Genomic DNA, 18,233 nt, shown 5'->3' with positions numbered 1-18,233 from the left:
ACCCTAAGTCCGCATGCGACCGACCGGCCGCGCCATCGTTCAAGGAGTGCCATGACCATCCCTCGACGCCGACACCGACGCCGTCGTCCGACTCTCGCGGTGGTCACCGCGGCGGCGTCGCTTCTCGCCCTCGCCGGGTGCTCGGCACCGGATGCGTCTTCGCCCGAGGCCTACACCGACTGGGACCAGGTGCTCGAGGACGCGCGCGGGCAGACCGTGCAGCTGTGGATGTACGGCGGTGACGACCAGGGGAACGCGTACGTCGACGACGTGCTCGCCCCCGCCGTGGCGGAGTACGGCGTGACCCTCGAGCGCGTCCCCGTGACGGACACGCGGGACGCGCTGAACCGCGTCTTCACCGAGCTCCAGGCCGGACGCGACGATGGGTCGGTCGACCTCGTCTGGGTCAACGGCGACAACTTCCGCACGGGCAAGGAAGCCGATGCCTGGCGGTGTGACTGGACGGGCTTGCTCCCGTCCATGGCGAACACCGACCCGAACGACCCCCTGCTGCAGTCCGACTTCGGAACACCGGTAGACGGGTGCGAGGCACCGTGGCACAAGGCGCAGTTCACGCTCGTCTACGACTCCGCCGCGGTCCCCGACCCGCCGACGACGCTGGCCGGGGTGCTGGACTGGGCCGCCGCCCATCCGGGCCGCTTCACCTACCCGGCGCCGCCGGACTTCACCGGGTCCGTCTTCGTGCGCGAGGTGCTCGCGAGTGTGTCCGGCGGTGCCGATGCGGTGCCGACCGCCTTCTCGCAGGATGCCTATGACGAGCTGACGCCCGCGCTGTGGGACCGGCTCGCGGCGCTGGCGCCGAACCTGTGGCGCGGGGGAGACACCTACCCCGCGAACGAGTCCGAGCTCGGCCAGCTCTTCGCCGACCGGCAGATCGACATGACCATGACGTACGGGCCGGCGACGCTCACCGGCCTCGTGGCCGACGGAACGTACCCCGCCGACACGCGCGTGCTCACGCTCGAGGACGGCACGGTCGGCAACGCCAGCTTCCTCGGTCTCCCCGTGAACTCGGACGCCGCCGCCGGAGCCATGGTCGTGGCCGACGTCGCGCTCTCTGCGGAGCAGCAGGCGAAGAAGGCCGAGCCCGACGTGTGGGGCCAGTTCCCCGTCCTCGATCTGAGCGCGCTCTCCGCCGAGGACCGCGCCCTGTTCGACGCACTCCCGTCCTCGCCGGTCGTCCCGTCGTACGACGTGCTCTCCCGCAACGCCCACGGTGAGCTCGCCGCCGAATGGGTGCCCGCGCTCGACGACGGCTGGCGGCAGAACGTGCTCTCGCGGTGACCTGGGTCCCGGTCGCCGGGCGCGCCGGCACCGCACGAGAGCGCGTGCGGGGGGCACTGTTCGTGCTCCCCGCCGTCGCCCTCGCGGTGTTCGTCCTGGGCGGGGGCATCGGCGCCACGGTGCTGCAGGCGTTCGGCCTGCTGCCGGTCGTCGGCCGACCCCGGTTCGGGATCGAGGCGTTCACCGCGCGGCCGGGCGAGATCGCCGCGGCGATCGCCGTCTCGGTGAGCGTGGCCGCCGTCGCCACCGTCATCGCGGTGGTCGTCGGCACCACGGCGGCCATGGTCATCGTGTCCCATCGGCGAAGCAGCCGTATCGTCGAGGCGCTCAGCGCTCTGACGGTGACCATCCCGCACCTCATCGCCGCGGCCACCATCGGCCTGCTCCTGTCCGACGCGGGCGTGCTGCCCCGACTGCTCGGCATCCCGTCGGAATCGTGGGCACCCTGGGTCGGTGGCCCGCTGTGGGGGGCGGCGATCGCGGAGCTGGCGTGGAAGGAATCCGCGTTCCTCGCGCTCATCGTCACCGGCACGCTCGCGACCCGCATCCGCACATACGACGAGACCGCGGCGCTGCTGGGCGCGGGGCGGGCGCGTCGGTTCCGACACGTCCTGCTTCCGCTGACGGCGCCCACGATCCTCATCGGGGCGGCGATCAGCTTCGTGTACGCCCTGGGCTCGTACGAGGTGCTCTGGCTGCTCGGACGAACCTCGCCCGAGCCGCTCCCTGTCCTCGGGGTGCGGCTGTTCCAGGGCGTCTCGCTCGACTCCCGGCCCGAGGCGGCGGCGGTCGCGCTCGTAACGTGCGTGATCGCCCTCGCGGCGGTCGCCGGCACCTTCGCCGCCCTGCGCAGATCGGCGGCGTGGCGATGAGCGGCGACACGAACACCCTCACCCGGTCGCGCGGAGCCGGCCGGGTGGTGCGGTGGGCCCTGGCGCTCGCGCTGTGCGTGTGGTTCGCCCTTCCGCTGCTCCCGCTCGTGCTGTGGTCGTTCGCCGAGTCGTGGACCTTTCCCGACCCGTTCCCCACCGCGTTCGGCGGACGCTCGGTCTCTGCTGCCGTCGCCTTCGGGGCGGTCCCGGCCTTCGGACGCTCGCTCGTGCTCGGACTCGTCGTCGCGGTCCTCGCGACCGCGATCGGGGCGCTCGCCGCTCGCGCGCTGACCTTCGGCGCGGTGCCCGGCGCGCGACTCGTCTCGGCCCTCCTGCTCGCCCCCGTCGCGCTCCCGCCCTTCGCCGCTGTGCTCGGGGTCAACGTCGTGCTGCTACGCGCACACATCCCGTCGGTCATCGGGGTGGCTCTCGTGCTCACGGTCATGGCGCTGCCCTACACGGCCTTCGTGATGCGCACCGCCTACGGCGCCTATGACCCCTCGTACGAGGAAGAGGCGCGTCTCCTCGGCGCCGGCCGGCTGCAGGTCCTGCGACGCGTCCACCTGCCGATGATCGCCCCCGCGCTCGCGCGGGCGGCGTTCCTCGCCTTTCTCGTCGCCTGGAGCGACTACATCGTGACGCTCATCGTCGGAGGGGGCGAACTGGTGACGCTGCCCCTGGTCGTGGCCTCCGCCGCGGCGGGACTCGGCAACGACGCCGCGGTCGCGGTGATGTCCCTCGCGGCCGTCGTTCCCCCCATCGTTTTGCTCACCGGCGTCCTCGCCGTCGGGCGGGGACGCCGCGGACGCCGCCGACCGCGCCGCCCCGGAACTCCCGTTGCTCCGCCTGCCCTCGACCGCGCACCCGGCCCGCGGTCCGCCCGAATCGAAGACTCGACCAAGGAGGTGGTCGTGTGAGCGCCGATCTCGCTCTCGTCGGCCTGTCCAAGACCTACGCCGCCTCGCCGATCCCGGCGGTCGCCGACCTGTCGCTGGAGGTGCGCGCCGGCACCTGCACCGCGGTCCTCGGCCCCAGCGGCTCGGGCAAATCCACACTGTTGCGCCTCGTGGCCGGCCTCGAGACCCCCGAGCGCGGTTCCGTCTCGATCGACGGACGGGATGTGGCCGAGGTGGCCGCCGAACGCCGGGGTGTCGGCATGGTCTTCCAACGGCCGCTGCTGTTTCCGCACCTCTCGGTGCTCGACAACGTCGCGTTCTCGGACCGGGTGGCCGGGATGCCTCGCGCCCGGGCGCGCGAGCGCGCCGCAGAATACCTCGAGACGGTGCGCCTGGGTGGATACGGTCGCCGTCGCGTCGAAGAGCTCTCCGGCGGCCAGGAACAGCGCGTGGCCATCGCGCGGGCGCTCGCCGCGGAGCCGTCGGTGCTGCTGCTCGATGAGCCCTTCAGTGCCCTCGACCCGTCGCTGCGCACCGACATGCACGACCTCCTCGAGGCGGTGCGCGGAGCGTTCTCGCCGACCATCCTCCTCGTCACGCACGACCGTGACGAGGCGGCGCGGGTGGCCGACCGCATCGCGCTCATGGAGAACGGGCGACTGCTGCACGAGGGCACGGTCGCCGAGGCCTACCGCCGCCCGCGGAGCCTCCGCGCGGCACAGCTCATGGGCGGGCGTAACGCCGTCCCGGGGCACGTCCGCGATGGCGTGCACGTCAGCGCCCTCGGGGATGTAGCCGTGCCCGGCGCGGTGGACGGTGCCGCGACCCTCGTCTTCCGGCAGGAGGACGTCCGGGTCGACTCTCCCGCGCGAGAGGAGACGTCGCTGCGGACGACCGGCACCGTCGAGACGCTCCGGCCGCTCGGTGCGCGCGGGGAGATCGGCATCCGTGCCGGCGGTGTGCTGCTGCACGCCGAGGTTCCGTCGACGTCCGCATTGCGTCCGGGCGAGGACGTCGCGGTGTCGGTGCCGCACGCCCTCGTCCACGTCGTGCCGAGCTGACCGGCCTCGGCGGACGCGAAGCCGGCCACCGAGCCGGGGATCAGCGCGCGCCGCCGCCCGTCTCCCGCACGGCCGTCAGCCCGGAAGGGCGTGCCGTCACGATGGCGCCGGGGCGCACGGTCGGAAGGGGCAGGATACGCCGCAGCTCGACGTTCTCGATCGGGTCCAGCACCGAGTGCTGCACGCAGGCCGGCACCAGGCGCCCATCCTCCGGGTGCGACATGGCATACATGCAGGATCCCAATCGCTCCTGCGTCTCACGGAGCAGCGGGTCGTCGGCGACCACGCCCTCTTCCATGAGCTTCCACGCGGGCGCGACCTGCTCGGCATCCATGAAGTTGTGGATGACGAAGGTCTTGAACGAGACCTTCTTCTTCCGCGCCGCACGCAGGACGCGGCCGATACCGCCCGCCCGGCGGACGACGCGGCTCATGAGGCCGATCAGCGGGGGGACGTCACCGGGGTGGGATGCCACGGCCCGTACGACCTTGATCGCGAGGATGTGCTTCGGGATGCCCCCGAAGATCATGCCGCCGAAGTGCTCCAGGAAACGGTCGCGTGCGGCGATGTCCTTCGGGTCCTCCGGGTCGAGCAGCGGCGCGAAGGTTCCCGCGACGCGGACGCCGACGGTCGAGCGGTTGCAGCGCGGATCGCCGAACTGGGTCGCCTGCCAGGGCAGCTTCTGTCCTGCGCCGGCCTCGATCTTCTCCCACACCGCGTCGATCGTGACCTCGCCGAAGTCCTCGCGCCAGCGGCGGTCGTCGCCGATGAAGGCGGCCGGCTGGAACGACATCATGTCGAACGGCATCTCGAGCACGTCGCGCGTCACCTGCTCGACCTCCGCGACGTTCGACGGCGTCACCGTCATGTTGTGCGCGAGGTAGCTGCCCACGCCGTGATCGCGCTTCAGGTCGACGAACATGCTCGCGAACTTCTCGCGGAACGGGTTCAGCTCCGCCTCGCTGTGGGGACGCACGGCTCCGCGCCGCCCGCGCATGAGCGAGTCGAAGTGCGCGGCGAACGAGACCTTGTCGAAGCGCGGCTTGCCGTCGGCGTCGAGGACGACGTCCAGCAGGTAGTCGTAGTCGAAGTCGCCGTGCGTCATCGACATCGGCTCGCGGCCGACCGCGCGCATGGCCAGCAGGGAGCGCGCGTGGTCCTCGGCGCTCAGCAGGCTCACCTCGCCGCCGATGAGCTGGGCGTGGGCGCGGGGACCGCGCACCTGACGCAGGAAGTCCATCTGGCGCGCGACGTTGTCGACCGTGTGGTCGCCGTCGATGCGCACCTTGTTCGCATCGGCCGAGTGGTAGCAGGGCGAGCACGTCAGGTTGCACTTGGGGAAGACGCCGTGCGTTCCCTCGCATCCGACCGCGCACCGACCGAGGAGCTGGTTCGCGGTCTTGGCGTGTTCGGGCAGCCGCCCACCGAAGGTCGAGAGCGCGCCGGGTCTCGGGGTGGATGGGCCGGGTGTCCAGCTCGAACTGCCGGAGGGCCGTGGCAAGTCGCATGTCGTCCTTTCGTGGCGTCATCGCACTCAGGAGATTTTCGTCGCACCGGCGCCATCGGATTGCGTCGGGTTCCATCCTGCCGACCCGGGGAGCCGACGGCGAGGGGTGGCATCCCGGATCAGTGCATGATCATTCCGCCGGTGACGTTGATCGCCTGGCCGGTGAGGTAGCCGCCCGCGGGGGAGGCGAGGAAGTGCGTCACCCCCGCGACGTCCTCGGGGATGCCGAGCCGGCCCAGCGGCGACTTCGCGCTCCACGCGGCGACGTCCTCCGCGGAGCGGGTGTCGGCGCCCATCTCGGTGAGCACGTACCCCGGGCACACGGCGTTGACGGTGACGCCGTGGCATCCCCACTCCTGGGCTCCTGCGCGCGTGAGCGCCACGACCGCGGCCTTCGACGCGGCGTAGTGCCCCTCGCCGCCGCCGCCGTGCTTGGCCGCCATGCTCGCGATGTTGACGATCGAGCCGCGACGGGCCTCGAGCATCACCGGGGCGACCGCCTGCATCGTGACGAGGGTCGCGCGGGCATTGATGTCGAGTACGCGGTCCCAGTCGTCGACGGTGATGTCCAGCAGCGACACGTGTTGGAAGATCCCGGCGCAGTTGACGAGCACGTCGACTCCGCCGAGCGCCAGAATCGCCTCACCCACAGCCCGCCGCGTATCGAGCGGATCCAGCAGATCGACCGGGAAGAAGGATGCCGAGTCGCCCGCGGGCGCGCGCCGGTCGAGCACGGCGACCTCCGCGCCGTCGGCCGCGAACCGCTCCACGATGGCGGCGCCGATGCCGCCGGCACCCCCGGTCACGATGACGCGCTGGGACATGGCACTCCTCACCCGGGCGTCGGGGCGCCCGTCGGCGTCACGGTACGCCCGGGCCGCGACGCCTCCGCGACGCCGGTGTTTCGGCGGCGTAACGCTCTCTCGCGCCGGGGCCGGCGGGTGCGCCGCGGGTCCTACGCTCGCTCTCGGCGGCGGTGGTTGAGCGGTCCTCTTCCCGGTTGAGTGTCCAAGACACGCGGACGGAGTCGCTTGGCATCCGCGTGTCTCGGACACTCAACCCTGACGCATCGCCCCGACCCCGCACCCGAGGAGCACCGTGAGCGACAGCGTCCACCCCGCGATCACCGACCCCGACGTGCGCGCGCACCTCGCCCGGCTCGCGGCGCGCGCGGGCACGATCCCCTCCGGAGCGACGGATGCCGAGGGCGACGACGCCGTGCGGATCGCTGAGCTCCGCGCGAACCCGTCGTGGGTGCGGCTCCCCGACGACGCGATCGTCGAGTCGATCGACACCGCCGACGGCGACCTCGCGCTGCGGCTGTACCGGCCGCGCGCCGGGTGCCGCGGAACCCTCGTGTTCGCCCACGGCGGTGGATGGGTCGCGGGCGACCTCGACAACAACGACGCCCTATGCCGCGCGCTCGCCGCGGCCACGGGCGCGCAGGTGCTGAGCGTGGACTACCGGCTCGCGCCGGAACACCCGTTCCCCGCGGGGCTCGACGACCTCGACCGCGCGCTGCGGTTCGCCGCGACCGGGGCCGGAGGACTCGTCGACCCCACGCTCCTCGGGGTCGCCGGACACAGCGCCGGAGGCAACCTCGCCGCCGCGTTGGCGTTGCGCTCACGCGAAGGCCGGGCTCCCGGCATCCGGGTCCAGGTGCTGCTGTGTCCCGTGCTCGACGCCCCCGACCTCGATCGCCCCAGCTACCGGGCGCACACCGACAACCTGCCGCTGACCGCGCGCGGCATGCAGTGGTACTGGCGGCTGTACCTCGGGGATGCCGCCGGCCCGGTGCCCACGCGGGTCGACGGGGCCGTGGGGCGGCGGGATGCCACGGCCCCGGTGCCCGTCGAGGCGGCGCCGCTGCGCGCGCCGGAGCTCGCCGGTTCGGCGCCGGCCGTGATCGTCGCGGCGGGCGTCGACCCGCTGTCGGACGAGGCCGAGGAGTACGCCGGGCGGTTGGCGGCATCCGGAACTCCCGTCGAGTTCGTGCGGCGGGAGGGGGTACCACACCTGTTCCTGGTGTTCCCCTCGACCCCCGCGCGCGACGAGGTGCTGGCGGCGGTGGCGCCGGCGGTGCGGGCGGCGTTCGCCTGAGGCCGCGGGAGGAGATTCGGCGCAGGGAGGACGTTTACGCGAGGATCTGTCCTCCCCTCGCCGAAAGTCCTCCTGCGCGACGCGCCGGCACCCCGCAAACGCCCCGCCGCACGCTCGGAACACCGCGGAAACACGCGATTGTTACCGTCATCAACATGTCGCTCCTGGTCGCGAACGCACGGCTCATCACGGTCCCCGCGGGCACCGACGACCCCGGCTACATCGAGCGCGGGTACATGCTCGTCCAGGACGGACGCATCGCCGCGATCGGCGCCGGCGACCCCGATCCGTCGCTCACGGCCGACGAGACGCTCGACGTCGACGGCAAGTTCGTCGCTCCCGGATTCGTCTCGTCGCACAGCCACCTGTTCACGAGCGGCTCGCGCGGACTCGGCGTCGACCAGACGCTGTACGGCTGGTGCACGTCGATGTTCAGCGTGCTCAACAACGCCTCGCCGGATCAGATCTACTGGGCGACCCTGCACGGTTCGCTCGACTTCCTCGCCAACGGCGTGACCACGGCGTACAACTTCACCGACCCGCTCCTGCCGTGGGAACCGATGGTCGACGGCAAGCGCTCCGACGGCGGCGGCGTCCTGCGTGACCACGCGTGGCACACGCGTCAGGCGGATGGATGCCACGACGCCGGGCTCCGCTTCGTCGACTCGATCGCGCTCGACGCCACCGTCGGCACCGACGACGAGATCTTCGCCCGGTTCGAGGCATCCCTCGATCACGTCCTGGCGATGGACCCCGACATCGCCCTCGGCGCCTCGATCATGGGGCAGGTGCAGTGGTCGACCAGGCCGGATGCCGCCGAGATCGAGGTCGCGGTCATGGACCGCTTCGGCGTCACCAATCAGGCGCACTTCCTCGAGACGTACGAGGCGATCGAGCACCAGCAGACGAAGTTCCAGCTCTACAAGAACGCCGGGGCCCTGCGCCCGGGCATGATGTTCGGGCACTTCATCCAGACGACGCCCGAGATCATCGCGGATGCCGCCGCCGGCGGCGCCGCGATGTCGTGGCAGCCCGCGTCGAACGGACGTCTGGCGTCGGGGATCGCGCACGTGCCCGAGATGCTCGACCTCGGCATGAAGGTCGGCATGGGCCTCGACGACCAGGCCTGCACCGACGTCGCCGACCCGTGGCAGAACATGCGCATGGGCATGTTCATGCAGCGCGCCCGCACGCATGACCCGCTGTCGATGATGCCCGAGCGCGTGCTGCGTCTGCACACCCTCGGCGGCGCCGAGATCATGGGCGTCGACGACCGCGTCGGGAGCCTCGAGGTGGGGAAGTTCGCCGACTTCGTCGTGGTCGACCCGCGGCTGCCGGACGTCGGCCCGCTCTGGAACCCGGTGCGCAGCTACGTGCTCGCGTGCGGCCTGCGCAACCTGAAGCAGGTGTACGTCGGCGGGAAGCTCGTGAACGAGGACGGCGTCTCGACCAACCCGCTCGCCGCCGAGGCGTCGGAGGTTCTGCACACGCAGCTGCCCGCGCTGGCGGACGAGTTCGGCGTCATCCTGTAGGCCCCCGGCGCCGCGTCCCACCGAGACTGCATCCCACTGACGACTCCGCTGCAGGCTGCAGGGGGGATGTCAGGCGCGTGCAGTCTCGCGCCCCGGCGCCGCCCCACGCCCCGGCGCCGCCCCACCGCTCCGCGCCCCGGCGCCGCGCCACCGCCGCGGGCGCTCACGCCGGCGGGGGCGGGGCCAGCCGATACAGGATGCGCGGGCGGCCGCGGGCGCCGTAGCGGTGGGCGAGGTCGATCACACCGGTCGCGACGAGGTACTCGAGATAGCGCTGGGCGGTCGCGCGCGACAGTCCGCACGCGGCGGCGACATCGGCCGCCGAGACGAGAGTGACCGGGTCGAGCGCGGCGCGCACCCGCTCGAGGGTCACCGGCGCGAGGCCCTTCGGGAGCGACGTCGCGGCCGACCGGGCGGGCACCCGGACCGTGCCGGTGGTCAGGAGCCGGTCGATCTCGCCCTGGCTCAGGGCGCGGTCGCGGTCGGCCTCTGCTCGCGCCCGGCGCTCCGCGCGGTACGTCTCGAGTCGCTGGCGCAGCGTCTCTTCGGTGAACGGCTTCACGAGGTAGCCGATCACGTGCGCCGCGAGCGCCTGCCGCACCGTGACCTGATCCTGCGACGAGCTGATCACGAGCACGTCCAGTCCCTCCGCGCCGAGGGTGCGGAGGCGGTGCAGCACCTCGACCCCGCTGATGTCGGGCAGGCGCATGTCGAGCAGGACGAGGTCGACGCCGACGCGTGCCTGTTCCACGGCGGCCTCCCCGCTGCCCGCCGACCCCACGACGACGAACCCCGCAGCCCCCGCGACGTACCGCCCGTGCAGGGCGCGGGCGGCGGCGTCGTCGTCGACGACGAGCACGCGGATGCGGTCGGTCATCGCGGCGCCGCCATCTCGAACGCGAAGCGCGTGCCGCCCCAGGCCGACCGCGTGACGAGGATCTCACCGTCGCGTTCCGTGACCGCGCGTCGCACGACGGCGAGCCCGATCCCGCGGCCGGTGCCGGTGGGGTCGGGCTTCGAGGTGTAGCCGCGGGTGAACGCGCGCTCGACGTCGCGGGGATCCAGGCCCGGCCCGTCGTCGTCGACGGCGCCGTGCAGCACGTCGCCGACGAGGTCGAGGGTGCACCGCACGCGCGAGGCGCCGGCTTCGGCGGCGTTCCGGCACAGATTGGTGAGGACGAGCACGACCGTCTCGTCGATGGGGGTGTCGCGGTCGATCCGCACCTCGAGTCGCGCGCCGCGCGCCGACACCTCGCCGCGGAGCGCTTCGATGCTGGCGTTCACGAGCGAGGCATCCAGGCGTGTGTCCGACGGTTCGCGAGGGGCGGGTCCGGGCATCGCGTCCGTGATGTAGGTCAGCGCATCGTGGGTGTCGCCGTGCGAGACGAGCCCGTGGAGGACGTGCAGGCGGGTTCCGAACTCGTGCGCCTGCTCCCGGAGCGCCGCCATCGTGCGCGCCGTCTGCTCCTGCTCGGCGGCGAGCGCGTCCAGGCGTCGGAAGCGTCGCTCGATGGCCGCGGCGAGCACGGACGACGCGAGCGTTCCCGCGACGAGCGCGCCCACCGCCCAGGGCAGCAGGTCGCCGAGCGCGCGGTCGCGATCGGACAGGATGCTCGACTCGAGCACGCCGACGGCGACCATGCCGACTACCGCGTCCCCGTCTCGGACGGGGACCTTCGCGCGCAGGGAGCTGCCGGACGGTCCCGTCTCGGTACCGAGGAAGGGCGTGCCCGCCAGGACGCTGGCGTTGGTCGTCTCGACCTGACGTCCGCGCTGCTCCTCCACGGGATGCGTGATGCGCACGCCCTCGTCGTCGGTGATCACGACGTAGAAGACACCCGTGGTCCGCTCGATGAGGTCGGCGAGCGGTTGCAGGGTCGCCGTGGCCTCGGCCAGGTCGCCGGCGTCGGCGAGCCGCGCGTCCGTGCCGACGGAGGAGACGGATGCCACGGCGGTACGCACCTCGTCGAGCTCGGCCAGGCTCGACGCGACGTCGTAGACCCGCTCGGCCGTCTCGTCACGGATGTGACGCTCCTGCACCGACGCGGCGATGAACGTCGTGATCCCCACGGCGGTAAGCACGATCAGGCTCGGCAGCACGACGAGGGCGCGCCGGACCACCCGGGCGGGAACCGAGGGGGTGAGGTCGGGCATGGCAGGGACATTCTCTCGCGCGCAATATGAGCACAATGCGACCCGGGGGGACGGCGCCGCCCTCTTCCTGAGAGCGTCGTCACATTCTGCGAGACGACGACGTTCGCAAGGAGGAGCTGTGATGACGGAGCCTACGCCCCCCGCCGGCCGCGATCAGGCGCCCACGCCCCTGGCCCGGCGGCACCGATGGGTCGGTCGCGCCGTAGGAGGAGCGGTGGCCGTGTCGGCGATCGCGGTCGCGGGCTACGGGTCGATCACCTCGGCCGCGGCCGGCGACGACATCCATGCGTCGATGACGATCATCGCCCCCGCCGCGGCCGGCGGCGGGTGGGACGGGGTCGCGCGCGAGCTGCAGCAGGCGCAGAAGGCGAACGGCCTGGTCAACAACGTGCAGGTCGTGAACATGCCGGGCGCCGGCGGCACGATCGCGCTCGGCAATGTGTCGGTGCTGAACGGTCAGGCGAACAACCTCCTGGTCGGAGGCACGGGGCTCCTGGCGGCGACCGTGCAGTTCGACTCCGCGGCGACGCTGGACGACGTCACGCCCCTCGCCGTCATGGTCGAGGAGTACGACGTCATCGTCGTGCCGGCGAACTCGCCGTTCCAGACGCTGGACGACCTGGTGCAGGCGTGGAAGTCCGACCCCCGGGCGCTCCCGTGGACCGGTGGCGGGTCGTTTGACCAGCTCGTCGTCGCCGACCTGGCGCTCGCCGCCGGCATCCCGCCCTCCGACATGACCTACATCTCCTCGGACGGCGGAGGGGAGGCCATCCAGGCCCTCCTCAACGGCACCGCTCAGGCGGCATCGGGCGGCTACCCCGACAACATCGACCAGATCGAGTCGGGGCGCCTGCGCGCGCTCGCCCTCGTGGCGGACGCGCCCCTCGAGGGTGTCGACATCCCGACGGCGGTGGAGCAGGGCTATGACGTGAACCTCACGAACTGGCGCATGCTCGCCGCGCCCGGCGGGCTGACCGACGAGCAGGTGGGCGACCTCACCGACCTCGTGCTTGAGTCGACGGCGACCCCCGAGTGGGCCGACGCCCGGGCGCGCTACCACTGGACCGAGCGTCTGATCACGGGCGACGACCTCACGGCGTTCCTCGCCGAGGAACGTTCCCGGATCGAGCGCCTGTACGAGGAGATGGGCCTGTGATGCCGCACAACAACCCCACGTCCGTCTCGGCGGTGGTGGGCAACAGGCTGCGGTTCCGCCGGGGGCGTGGCGCGTCCGGGATCGCCAAGGCGCTGGCCATGCCGGCGGTGCTCGCGGCGTTCGCGACCTACCTCGTGTACGGCATCGTCACGATGAAGGTGCCGCCGTCCGCGGCCTTCCCCGGGCCGCAGTTCTTCCCCGGCATCATCGCGGCGGGCCTCTACGTCTTCGCGGTGCTCCTCGCCATCGGCGCGGTGCGGGCTCTGGCCGAGATCCCCGTGGCGGCCCCCGCCGATCCGGCGGACCGGGCGGATCCCGCCGACCCCGAGGAGCGCTCGGTCGGCGTCGACTGGCGGTCGTTCGCCTGGGTTGTGGGGTCGTTCCTCGTCTTCGCGTTCCTGCTCGGCATCCTCGGGTGGATCATCGCCGCGGCGCTGCTGTTCACGGGCGTCGCGCGCGGCTTCGGTCACACCCGGTGGGTGTTCGCCCTGTTCGTCGGCGTGACGATCAGCTCCCTCACCTACATCGCGTTCGACATGGGGCTCGGACTCTCCCTGCCCTCCGGCATCCTGGGATGGAGCTTCTGACATGGACGTTCTCGCTCTCCTCGGCGAAGGATTCGCCGGCGCACTCACCTGGCAGAACCTCATCTGGGTGCTCGTGGGCTGCGTGCTGGGCACCGCGGTCGGCGTCATGCCCGGCCTCGGCTCGTCCATGGCGGTGGCGCTGCTGCTGCCGGTCACCTTCTCGCTCGACCCGACCGCGGCGTTCATCATGTTCTCCGGGGTGTACTTCGGCGGGCTCTTCGGCGACTCGATCACCGGCATCCTGCTGAACACCCCCGGCCAGGCCTCCGCGATCGCCTCGACCTTCGAGGGGCACAAGATGGCCTTGAACGGGCGGGCGGCGCAGGCCCTCGCCACCGCCGCGATCGGCGCCTTCATCGGCGGCATCGTCGCCTCGGTGCTCCTGGTGTTCTTCGCGCCGTTGCTCGCCGACCTGTCGAGCAGCTTCGGCCCGGCCGAGTTCTTCGCGCTGGCGATCTTCGCCTTCGCGGCGACCTCGTCGGTCGTCACCGACAACGCGGTGAAGGGCCTGGCGTCGCTGTTCCTCGGCCTCGGGATCGCGGTGATCGGCATCGACGGCGTCTCCGGCGCGCCCCGGTTCACGCTGGATTCGCCGAACCTCTTCGACGGCATCTCGCTCATCACCGTGACCGTCGGCGTGCTGGCGCTCGGCGAGGTCATCTACGTCGCGTGCCTCGAGCGGCACATCTCGAACAAGTCCCTCATCCGCCCCACCGGCCGTCCGTGGCTCTCCCGCAAGGAGCTGAAGGAGGCCACCCCGGCGTGGCTGCGAGGGACGGCGATCGGCCTGCCCTTCGGCGTGATCCCGGCAGGCGGCTCGGAGATTCCGACGTTCCTCGCCTACGGCATCGAGAAGCGCCTGGATGCCAGACGGCGCACGCCGAAGTTCGGAACCGGGGCCATTCGCGGCCTCGCGGCTCCCGAAGCGGCGGGCAACTCCACGACCGGCATGGCGATGGGGTCGCTCCTCGCGCTGGGCTTGCCGATCTCGGCGACCGCGGCGATCATGCTCGCGGCGTTCCGTCAGTACGGCCTGCAGCCGGGGCCGCTGCTGTTCGAGCGGGCGCCCGATCTCGTATGGGCGCTGATCGCGAGCTTCTTCCTCGCGATGGTCATGCTGCTCATCCTGAACCTGCCGTTCGCCATGCTGTGGGCGAAGCTGCTGCTCATCCCGCGTCCGTACCTGTACGCCTCCATCGCGGTGTTCTGCGGCCTGGGCATCTACGCCACGTCGGGTGCCACGTTCGACCTGCTCATGCTGCTGGGCATCGGTCTGCTCGGCTTCCTGCTCCGCACGAACGACTACCCGCTCGCGCCGCTGATCATCGGCATGGTGCTGGGGCCGCTCGCCGAGACGAGCCTGAGGGATGCCGCGATGAGCGCGAACGGCGACCTGACGACCCTCGTCCAGAGCCCGATCGCGCTGGCGATCTACGCGGTGCTCGCGGTGGTGCTGGTCCTGGCGATCCGCAACCGGGTGGTCGCGCGCCGGGCGCCGGTGTCGCGGCCGGAACGGGAGAGCGTCGACGCCTCCTGACGGGCGCCGATGCGGCCTGCGGTGCCCCGGCGGCAGCGTCAGCGCCGCGCGAGTCGCAGCACCGCCTCGCCCACCGCGGCGATCACCGAGGTGCACGCCAGTGCCACGGCGATGGTGACGAGCGCGGTCGCGGGGCCCGTGGCATCCAGGGCGGACCCTGCGATCACGCCGCCGATCGGGACACCGAGCGACATCGCGGCGGTCGGATAGGCCAACGTCTCGGTCACGCGGCCCTCGGGAGCGCGGGCGGATGCCACGAGGATGCCGGAGATCATCACGGGCGAGAGCAGCAGCCCGAGGAGCAGGATCGCCAAGAACAGCACCGGGGTGAGTCCCTGGGTGAGCGGCAGGGCGAGGGCGGCGACGGCCGCCGCGGCGGCGAAGCCGATGTACCGGGCCACCGGCGACAGGCGCCAGGCACGTGCACCGGTGATGACGGACCCGACCGCGATCGCCAGGGCGAGCGCGCTGAACGCGGGGCCGGCGAGCCACGGACGCCCGCCCACTTCGGCCCACCCGACGAGCGTGACGTCGAACGCCCCGAACACCCCTCCCAGCGCGATGCACCCGAGGGAGACGGGCACGACACCGGCCGGCGGCCACACGAAGCGGGTGGCGCCGGTCGCCCCGGTCGCCGCCGGTTGCGTCCCGCGTTGCGACGCCAGCCACACGCCGCCGATCACCCCGAGCGTGAGCGAGCCGATCATCGCGACCGCCGGGTTCACGGCCGCCGCGACCGCGGTGATGACCGGCGGCCCCGAGATGAACACCATCTGGTCGCCGATGGTCTCGAGGGCCAGCGCGTGGGTCCGCTGCGATTCCGGAGCGAGCACCGTCCACCGTGCGCGCACGGCCGACGTCAGGTCGGGCGTCGCGGCACCGGTCGCGAACGCGGCGACGAGCCACGTCCAGAACGGGGCGTCGGTCAGCACGAGGGCGAGCAGGCCGGATGCCGCGAGCACGAGGCATCCGAGGGAGATCAGGATGACACGGGTCTGGCCGTGCCGGTCCATGCGCGACGACCACAGGGGAGCGGCCAGCGCCATGCCGATGACGAGCGGTGCCACGACGATCCCGGCCGACCCGAAGCTGCCGGTCGCGGCCGAGACCAGGAGGATGATCCCGAGCGACAGCGTGGCGCGGGGGAAGCGGGCCAGGACCCCGGCGGCGACGAACGCGCGTGCCCCCGGGAGCCGCAGCACCTGCCCGTAGGCCCGGACGCCGGTCGCTTCGGTCGCGGCGGTCACGCGGCGGCTCCTGGCCGAGCACAACTCCGGCGGATCGGCGCACCCGCTGCCCGCGGCTGCCGAAACCCCACTTCCCGCAGGAGTTGTGCGCGCCCGTGCGCCGGCCGCGACACCGTCACGCGACGTAGTCGAATCGGCTGATCTCCTCAAGCGCCTCGACGACGAACGTCACGCTGTCCTCGAAGAGCTCGGCGCCGTGGGCGGCGTTCGCGCCCGTCGGGTCGCCGAGCACGCCGGTGGGGCCGAAGTCGTTCGAGAGCCACCCGAAGGTCACGGGCTTGCCGTTGAAGCCGATGTGCCGGAAGTCGCCGATGTGCGCGGGCACGGTGGCTTCGAATCTCGACGCATCCACGAGTTCGGGCCGCAGGTGCATGATCATGCTCGTCTCGCCGTGCCCGGCGTGAATGCCGGTGCCGTGCTCGTCGGGGCCGCCGTCGGTGCCGGAGAACGAGGGCACGCGCGCGGCGGGCATGAAGAACGTGCGCAGCCCGAAGCGGCGGCGCAGCTCGCGATTCGCGACGTTGAGCAGCGCGACATTACCGCCGTGGCCGTTGAGGAACACGAGCGTCCGCGCCCGGGTCGTCAGCAGCGATCGGCCGATGTCGACGACCGTCTGCATCATCGTCTCGGGCGTGAGCCACAGCGTGCCCGGCGCCCACGAGTGCTCGTCGGACTTCGTGATCGACAGCGTCGGCAACTGCCACACGTCGAGGCCCATCGCCGCGGCCCGCGCGACGGCGGCGGTGGCGGAGGCCTCGGCGACGATGGCATCCGTCGCCAAGGGCAGATGCCGTCCGTGGTGCTCGATGGCACCGGTGGGCAGCACGATGATCGAGCGAGATGTCAGGGCTTCGGCGGCGGCGGGGCCGCTGAGCTCGGCGAGCAGGCGGCTCATCGGATGGCGCCCTTGCGCGGGCCCGCGTAGTCGGGGTCGAGCTTGCCGGGGTTGAGCAGGCCGTTCGGGTCCGTCACCCGCGCGGTTTCGGCGGTCTGCTCGACGTTGAAGTCGACGTTCCACTGGTGCGGGTTGTGCACGCCCACGCCGATCGCGTTGAGGTCGGCGATCCCGCGGTACACGTCGGCTTCGCTCACGTACGGGGCGGCGAGCATGCCGATGGGGTACTCCTTCGTCGACTCGATGTGCAGCTTCCCGCCCGCGAAGACGGCCTCGACGGCGTCGACGTCCTCGGCGAGCGGAGCCCCGGCGACCTCGAGGTGGAACACCTCGTGCGGCTGGCTCTTCTGGTACCACTCGATGGGGTGGTTGTAGCTCAGCATCGACAGGCGGATGCTGGCCTGCGGCCCCTCGCGCACGGCCTCGACGCGGCCGCCGGCCCCCTCGACGATCGCGGTGACGTTGTCGATGAGCGACGCGTCGATGATCGCGCGCAGGCTCGACCGGCCCGCGGGGATCGCGTCGTCGGCGGGGAGGGATGCCGAGATCTCGGGGCCGTCGCCCGACACGAGGCGCGGAGTCGGGTCGAGGTTGCCGATGGTCTGCAGCACCGACAGGGTGCCCGAGAACTCGGGGAAGCTGGCCCACAGGCCGCGCCAGTCGCGCAGCGGCTCGAGGCGCACGGTCGCGCGCACGATGACGCCGGCCGTGCCGTAGTTGTGCACGTACTTCTGGGCGTCGTCACCCTCGACGTGGATGATGTCGGCGCTGCCGTCGGCGTGCACGACGTCGAGCGCGGCGACGAAGCCGCGGTCGTTCGAGCCGTGCTCGATGGAGCCGGTGCCACCGGAGCCGCCCGAGAGGAAGCCGCCGAGGGTGGATTGCGCGGTCGAGGGGTACATCCACAGCGCCTGGCCGGCGGCCCACGCGGCCTGCTCGAGCAGCACCATGGGGGTTCCGGCCTCGGCGGTGATGTAGCCGTCGCCGACCTCCACGATGGCCTTTGCGCGGGTCGTGTCGATGACGAGGCCGCCCCGCATGGGGATGGCCTGGCCGTAGTTGCCGGTGCCCTTGCCGCGCACGGTGACGGGCACGCCGTGCCGCGCGGCCGCGGCGACCGCGATCGCGATCTGCTCGGCATCCGCCGGGAACACGACGAGGTCGGCGAGGCCGAGGGGGAGCTTGGCCGCGATGATCGGCGACATCGGCGACCCGTCGACGCTGGCGCGCTCGCGCACGCGCGGTTCGGTGCTGACGGCGGCGGGGCCGAGCAGGTCGAGCAGGTCGTCCTCGAGGGAGAGGACGCGGGTGGCGGTGTCGCTCATGGGTGTCTCCGGGTGACGCGGGTGGGTGGATGCCAGGTGTCGGGGCCGCGACGGGGTCG

At 72.2% G+C, this 18,233-nt stretch carries 16 protein-coding genes; 9 read left to right on the top strand and 7 right to left on the bottom strand.

Annotated elements, in window-relative coordinates; translation table 11 throughout:
* Window positions 1–51: 51 nt before the first annotated feature.
* Genes D8Y23_RS11550 through D8Y23_RS11535 form a run of 4 tightly spaced genes read left to right on the top strand, consistent with a single transcriptional unit; the run spans window position 52 to window position 4,134 of the window.
* The gene (locus D8Y23_RS11550; RefSeq protein WP_128218275.1) at window positions 52–1,305 is read left to right on the top strand and encodes an ABC transporter substrate-binding protein; all 1,254 of its coding nucleotides are present in this window, start codon (window positions 52–54) and stop codon (window positions 1,303–1,305) included.
* Window positions 1,302–2,177, top strand: a complete 876-nt coding sequence (locus tag D8Y23_RS11545; RefSeq protein ID WP_240663881.1) for an ABC transporter permease — start codon at window positions 1,302–1,304, stop codon at window positions 2,175–2,177. Before D8Y23_RS11550 ends, D8Y23_RS11545 begins: the two co-directional genes overlap by 4 nt.
* Entirely contained in the window at window positions 2,174–3,094 is a 921-nt protein-coding gene (locus D8Y23_RS11540; RefSeq protein ID WP_128218273.1) for an ABC transporter permease, read from the top strand. Before D8Y23_RS11545 ends, D8Y23_RS11540 begins: the two co-directional genes overlap by 4 nt.
* On the top strand, window positions 3,091–4,134 hold the full coding sequence (locus D8Y23_RS11535; RefSeq protein WP_128218272.1) for an ABC transporter ATP-binding protein: 1,044 nt from the start codon (window positions 3,091–3,093) through the stop codon (window positions 4,132–4,134). Before D8Y23_RS11540 ends, D8Y23_RS11535 begins: the two co-directional genes overlap by 4 nt.
* Before the next feature lie 40 nt (window positions 4,135–4,174).
* Here the strand turns inward: D8Y23_RS11535 and D8Y23_RS11530 are convergent, their stop codons facing one another.
* Window positions 4,175–5,635 (bottom strand): hypothetical protein, encoded by a 1,461-nt coding sequence (locus tag D8Y23_RS11530; RefSeq protein WP_205797065.1) that lies wholly within the window; start codon window positions 5,633–5,635, stop codon window positions 4,175–4,177.
* Window positions 5,636–5,760: 125 nt separating this feature from the next.
* Window positions 5,761–6,465, bottom strand: coding sequence for an SDR family NAD(P)-dependent oxidoreductase (locus D8Y23_RS11525; protein ID WP_128218271.1), 705 nt, complete (start codon window positions 6,463–6,465; stop codon window positions 5,761–5,763).
* 274 nt (window positions 6,466–6,739) lie between these two features.
* Here D8Y23_RS11525 and D8Y23_RS11520 point away from each other — a divergent pair, with 274 nt between their 5' ends.
* Complete coding sequence (locus tag D8Y23_RS11520) at window positions 6,740–7,741, top strand: alpha/beta hydrolase (protein ID WP_164878219.1); 1,002 nt, start codon at window positions 6,740–6,742, stop codon at window positions 7,739–7,741.
* A 155-nt stretch (window positions 7,742–7,896) separates the two neighbouring features.
* The gene (locus D8Y23_RS11515; protein WP_128218269.1) at window positions 7,897–9,273 is read left to right on the top strand and encodes an amidohydrolase family protein; all 1,377 of its coding nucleotides are present in this window, start codon (window positions 7,897–7,899) and stop codon (window positions 9,271–9,273) included.
* Between the two features lie 163 nt (window positions 9,274–9,436).
* Here the strand turns inward: D8Y23_RS11515 and D8Y23_RS11510 are convergent, their stop codons facing one another.
* On the bottom strand, window positions 9,437–10,150 hold the full coding sequence (locus D8Y23_RS11510; protein WP_128218268.1) for a response regulator: 714 nt from the start codon (window positions 10,148–10,150) through the stop codon (window positions 9,437–9,439).
* Complete coding sequence (locus D8Y23_RS11505) at window positions 10,147–11,427, bottom strand: sensor histidine kinase (RefSeq protein ID WP_128218267.1); 1,281 nt, start codon at window positions 11,425–11,427, stop codon at window positions 10,147–10,149. Before D8Y23_RS11505 ends, D8Y23_RS11510 begins: the two co-directional genes overlap by 4 nt.
* 121 nt (window positions 11,428–11,548) lie before the next feature.
* Between D8Y23_RS11505 and D8Y23_RS11500 the strand changes: the two genes are divergently transcribed.
* Genes D8Y23_RS11500 through D8Y23_RS11490 form a run of 3 tightly spaced genes read left to right on the top strand, consistent with a single transcriptional unit; the run spans window position 11,549 to window position 14,707 of the window.
* Complete coding sequence (locus tag D8Y23_RS11500) at window positions 11,549–12,583, top strand: tripartite tricarboxylate transporter substrate binding protein (protein ID WP_128218290.1); 1,035 nt, start codon at window positions 11,549–11,551, stop codon at window positions 12,581–12,583.
* Complete coding sequence (locus D8Y23_RS11495) at window positions 12,583–13,170, top strand: tripartite tricarboxylate transporter TctB family protein (RefSeq protein ID WP_128218266.1); 588 nt, start codon at window positions 12,583–12,585, stop codon at window positions 13,168–13,170. Before D8Y23_RS11500 ends, D8Y23_RS11495 begins: the two co-directional genes overlap by 1 nt.
* Window position 13,171: 1 nt before the next feature.
* Window positions 13,172–14,707, top strand: coding sequence for a tripartite tricarboxylate transporter permease (locus tag D8Y23_RS11490; protein ID WP_128218265.1), 1,536 nt, complete (start codon window positions 13,172–13,174; stop codon window positions 14,705–14,707).
* 38 nt (window positions 14,708–14,745) lie between these two features.
* Here D8Y23_RS11490 and D8Y23_RS11485 read toward each other — a convergent pair whose 3' ends face one another.
* From D8Y23_RS11485 to D8Y23_RS11475, 3 genes are all read right to left on the bottom strand, one after another.
* The gene (locus D8Y23_RS11485; RefSeq protein ID WP_164878218.1) at window positions 14,746–15,954 is read right to left on the bottom strand and encodes an MFS transporter; all 1,209 of its coding nucleotides are present in this window, start codon (window positions 15,952–15,954) and stop codon (window positions 14,746–14,748) included.
* 115 nt (window positions 15,955–16,069) lie between these two features.
* Window positions 16,070–16,849, bottom strand: a complete 780-nt coding sequence (locus tag D8Y23_RS11480; protein WP_128218263.1) for a creatininase family protein — start codon at window positions 16,847–16,849, stop codon at window positions 16,070–16,072.
* A complete protein-coding gene (locus D8Y23_RS11475) occupies window positions 16,846–18,174 on the bottom strand; it encodes an FAD-binding oxidoreductase (protein ID WP_128218262.1) in 1,329 nt (442 codons plus the stop codon). The genes D8Y23_RS11480 and D8Y23_RS11475 overlap by 4 nt, the downstream gene beginning before the upstream one ends.
* Window positions 18,175–18,233: the final 59 nt, after the last annotated feature.

The organism is Microbacterium enclense, from assembly GCF_004022425.1.
GTDB classification, from domain to species: Bacteria; Actinomycetota; Actinomycetes; order Actinomycetales; family Microbacteriaceae; genus Microbacterium; species Microbacterium enclense_A.
This window is presented reverse-complemented; position numbering and strand designations above follow the sequence as displayed.